Annotated in this window: 4 protein-coding genes; all 4 read right to left on the bottom strand. The window is 56.5% G+C overall.

Annotated features, from left to right (window positions below; all coding sequences use genetic code 11):
* Positions 1-2: 2 nt before the first annotated feature.
* On the bottom strand, positions 3-1,139 hold the full coding sequence (gene proB / locus ACH2CW_RS11020; RefSeq protein ID WP_395058017.1) for a glutamate 5-kinase: 1,137 nt from the start codon (positions 1,137-1,139) through the stop codon (positions 3-5).
* 107 nt (positions 1,140-1,246) lie between these two features.
* On the bottom strand, positions 1,247-2,323 hold the full coding sequence (gene cgtA, locus ACH2CW_RS11015) for an Obg family GTPase CgtA (RefSeq protein WP_395058015.1): 1,077 nt from the start codon (positions 2,321-2,323) through the stop codon (positions 1,247-1,249).
* Positions 2,324-2,443: 120 nt separating this feature from the next.
* Positions 2,444-2,713, bottom strand: coding sequence for a 50S ribosomal protein L27 (gene rpmA, locus ACH2CW_RS11010; protein ID WP_395058013.1), 270 nt, complete (start codon positions 2,711-2,713; stop codon positions 2,444-2,446).
* A 29-nt stretch (positions 2,714-2,742) separates the two neighbouring features.
* The coding region (rplU, locus tag ACH2CW_RS11005; RefSeq protein WP_395058011.1) for a 50S ribosomal protein L21 at positions 2,743-2,943 on the bottom strand (201 nt) is incomplete at its 5' end.

The raw sequence follows: 2,943 nt of genomic DNA, 5'->3' as shown, positions 1-2,943 counted from the left end.
GGCTACCGGGTCAACACGAGGTTGGTACGGTGCAGCATTTCAGGCTCGCCGGTGTAGCCCAGCAGTTTTTCAAACTCAGCCGATGATTTGCGGCAAATCAGTCTGGCCTCTGAGCTGGCGTAGTTGGCCAGACCGCGTGCAATTTCTGTACCGTCTGCATCCAGCACGGCAATCACGTCACCGCGTGAAAACTCGCCCTGCACAGCCGTCATGCCGATGGGCAGCAGACTCTTGCCCTCGTCACGTACTTTGCCTGCAGCACCAGCATCGACCGTGACCGAGCCGCGCATCTGCAGGTGGTCCGCCATCCACTGTTTGCGGGCCTGGTTTTTTTGGGTTTGCGCGACCAGCAGCGTACCGATGGCCTCGCCTTGGCTTAAACGGATCAGGGCTTGCGGCTCGCGGCCCCAGGCAATCACGGTTGAAGCGCCCGAACCGGCAGCGCGCTTGGCCGCCAGAATTTTGGTGATCATGCCGCCCCGGCCAATGCTGGAGCCTGCGCCACCGGCCATGGCTTCAAGCGCAGCGTCGCCCGCGCTGGCCTGGTGCACAAATTGTGCGTCAGGGTCTTTGCGTGGGTCGGACGTGTACAGACCCTTCTGGTCGGTCAAAATCACCAATGCATCGGCTTCAACCAGATTGGCAACCAGCGCACCCAGCGTGTCGTTGTCGCCGAACTTGATCTCATCGTTGACGACTGTATCGTTTTCGTTGATGACGGGCACCACTCCCAGGCTCAAAAGCGTCAGCAAAGTCGAACGCGCATTGAGGTAGCGCTCCCGGTCCGCGAGGTCGGCATGGGTTAGCAGCACCTGCGCACTGCCAATGCCGCTCTCACGCAGTTTTGTTTCATAGACCTGCGCCAGGCCCATCTGGCCAACCGCAGCCGCAGCCTGCAATTCATGAATGCCCTTGGGGCGGGTAGCCCAACCGAGGCGTTTCATGCCCTCGGCAATGGCACCGCTGCTGACCATGATGACTTCGCGCCCATCCTTGACCAGCGCAGCCAGTTGTTCGCACCAGTGGCCTATGGCGTCTGCGTCTAGTCCGCGGCCTTCGTTGGTGACCAGGCTTGAACCCACTTTGACCACAATGCGCTTGGCATTGCAGAGCACCTGTGAGCCTGTTTTTTCTTGCATTTTTTTAAGTAAAAAGGGCGCTACCGCAATAAAAATGGGGGCTGCAAGCTATGATTTTTATAGCAGTTTACGCAATGGCTGACGGATATGCAGCCGGCATGGCGCAGTCAAGGTGTTTCGGGGGGTAAAACCATAAATCGTGGGTCAACCTCTTCCTCAGGCTGCTCGCTCTTTTGCACCTCCTTGACGTGCTTGTAAATCGTCTTGATCAGGTGCTCACAGCCTTCGCGTGTCAGGGCTGATATTTCAAACACTGGGCCTTTGAACTTGAAGCGTCTGACAAAATCCTTGACGATAGCTGCGCGTTTGTCGCCATCAACCATGTCCAGCTTGTTAAGCACCAGCCAGCGCGGCTTTTTATAAAGCGCTTCATCGTACTTTTTAAGCTCGCTCACAATTGCCTTGGCCTGTGCAACCGGGTCTACGTTTTCGTCGAAAGGTGCAAGGTCTACGATGTGTAGCAGCAAGCGGGTGCGCTGCAGATGGCGCAAGAACAAATGCCCCAAGCCAGCACCCTCAGAGGCACCTTCAATCAGGCCGGGCAAGTCTGCCACCACGAAGCTCTGCTCGGGACCAACGCGAACCACGCCCAGATTGGGGTGCAGCGTGGTGAAAGGGTAGTCCGCAATGCGAGGACGGGCGTTGGACACGGCAGATATGAAGGTCGACTTGCCTGCATTGGGCATGCCGAGTAAGCCCACGTCAGCCAATACCTTCAGTTCCAGCTTCAGACTCTTGCGTTCACCTGGCCAGCCGGGTGTCTTGCTGCGTGGGGCGCGGTTGGTTGAACTTTTAAAGCGGAGGTTGCCAAAGCCGCCATCGCCGCCCTTGGCAATCAGAATTTGTTCACCGGGTATCAGCAATTCAAAAAGTGTTTCACCGGTTTCTGAATCGGTAAGGATGGTGCCCACTGGCATTTTAAGGATGACATCGTCGCCCTTGGCCCCAAACATGTCCGAGCCCATGCCGTGCCCTCCATTTCTGGCGTCGTGGCGGCGCGAAAACCGGAAATCCACCAGCGTGTTCAGGTTGATATCTGCCAAGGCATAGACGTGACCACCACGGCCGCCGTCACCACCGTTGGGACCGCCAAACTCCTTGTATTTTTCATGGCTGAACGAGACGCAACCAGCCCCGCCATCGCCAGCTGCAATGTCAATGAAGGCTTCGTCTACAAATTTCATGGTGGGCTCAGATACGGTAAGGAACAACAGGCACTGCTTCACGCAAGCAGTTTACAAATAAAAAAGCCCCGACCGATCGGGGCTTCGCTTCAGTCGAAGTGACTTGTCGGAGTGACTGGCTTATGCAGGCACCGCAGTGGGCGTCACATTCACGGTGTGCTTGTTCAGCGCACCCTTAACTGCAAACGACACCTGACCACCCACCAGCGCAAACAGGGTGTGGTCCTTGCCGATACCGACATTGACGCCTGGATGGAACCGGGTGCCGCGCTGGCGCACAATGATGCTGCCAGCATTGATGACTTCGCCGCCAAATTTCTTGACGCCAAGCATTTTGGGCTGTGAGTCACGCCCGTTTCGCGTAGAGCCGCCGCCTTTTTTCTGTGCCATTTTTGCTTACTCCAAGTGCTTTCTGTTGCTTAACCAGCAATCGCGCCGATTTGCAGTTCAGTGAAGTTCTGCCGGTGACCCTGGCGTTTTTGATAGTGCTTGCGACGACGCATTTTGAAAATGCGAACTTTGTCGCCTCTGCCGTGAGAGATGACAGTAACAGTAACAGTGGCACCTAGCACCAAGGGCGTACCAACCGTGATTGTGCTGCCGGTCCCGACAGCCAATAC

Source organism: Polaromonas sp. (assembly GCF_043778355.1).
Lineage (GTDB): Bacteria > Pseudomonadota > Gammaproteobacteria > Burkholderiales > Burkholderiaceae_C > Polaromonas.
The sequence above is the reverse complement of the archived record's forward strand: the minus strand, read 5'-3'. Positions and strand labels throughout refer to the sequence as shown.

What these genes read in the sequence shown, in the direction of transcription:
- cgtA (WP_395058015.1), bottom strand. Translation starts at nt 2,323, where the DNA reads ATGAAATTTGTAGACGAAGCCTTCATTGACATTGCAGCTGGCGATGGC.
- proB (WP_395058017.1), bottom strand. Translation starts at nt 1,139, where the DNA reads ATGCAAGAAAAAACAGGCTCACAGGTGCTCTGCAATGCCAAGCGCATT.
- rpmA (WP_395058013.1), bottom strand. Translation starts at nt 2,713, where the DNA reads ATGGCACAGAAAAAAGGCGGCGGCTCTACGCGAAACGGGCGTGACTCA.